Source organism: Variovorax sp. RCC_210, from assembly GCF_041355175.1.
GTDB lineage: Bacteria > Pseudomonadota > Gammaproteobacteria > Burkholderiales > Burkholderiaceae_C > Variovorax.
The window spans coordinates 1-645 of the sequence record NZ_JBFUPJ010000049.1; the positions used below are offsets into that span (position 1 = coordinate 1).

The window sequence follows — 645 nt, forward strand, 5'->3', positions numbered from 1 at the left end:
TGTGAAGCTCCAATAGGTTGTATCCGGTGTTCATCCGGGTTGGGTTTGAGAGACTGGAAGTCGCCAAACACCCAATCCACTCAGGAGGCCCAATCGGATGAACACCCATAAGCATGCCCGACTTACCTTTGCCCGCCGACTCGAGATGGTCAAGCAGATGACTCTGCAAGGCTTGGATGCCGTGCGAGCCGCAGCCTTGCATGGCGTCACTGCGCCGACGGCCAGGAAGTGGCTCGGCCGCTATCTGGCAGGTGGAGAAGCTGCGTTGGTCGATGCCTCGTCCAGGCCCATACGCTCGCCCAGGACCATCGATGCAAGCAAGGCATTGCTCATCGTGGAGTTGCGCAAACGCCGAATGCTGCAGGCTCGCATCGCACGCAGCGTGGGGGTCTCGGAGTCCACGGTCAGCCGCGTTCTGGCGCGAGCGGGCATGTCCAAATTGAGCGACCTGGAGCCTGTCGAGGCGGTCGTGCGCTACGAGCACGAGGCGCCCGGCGATCTGCTGCATATCGACACCAAGAAGCTCGGGCGCATCGTGCGGCCCAGCCACCGCGTCACAGGCAACCGGCGCGACTCGGTCGATGGTGCGGGCTGGGAGACGCTGTTCGTGGCCATCGATGATCACGCAAGACTGGCGTTCACAGC

Annotated in this window: 1 protein-coding gene; it reads left to right on the forward strand. The window is 62.6% G+C overall.

All coding sequences use genetic code 11. From position 1 onward, the window contains the following. Window positions 1-97: 97 nt before the first annotated feature. On the forward strand, window positions 98-645 hold a 548-nt coding region (locus AB6807_RS39390), incomplete at its 3' end, for a helix-turn-helix domain-containing protein (RefSeq protein WP_371088815.1).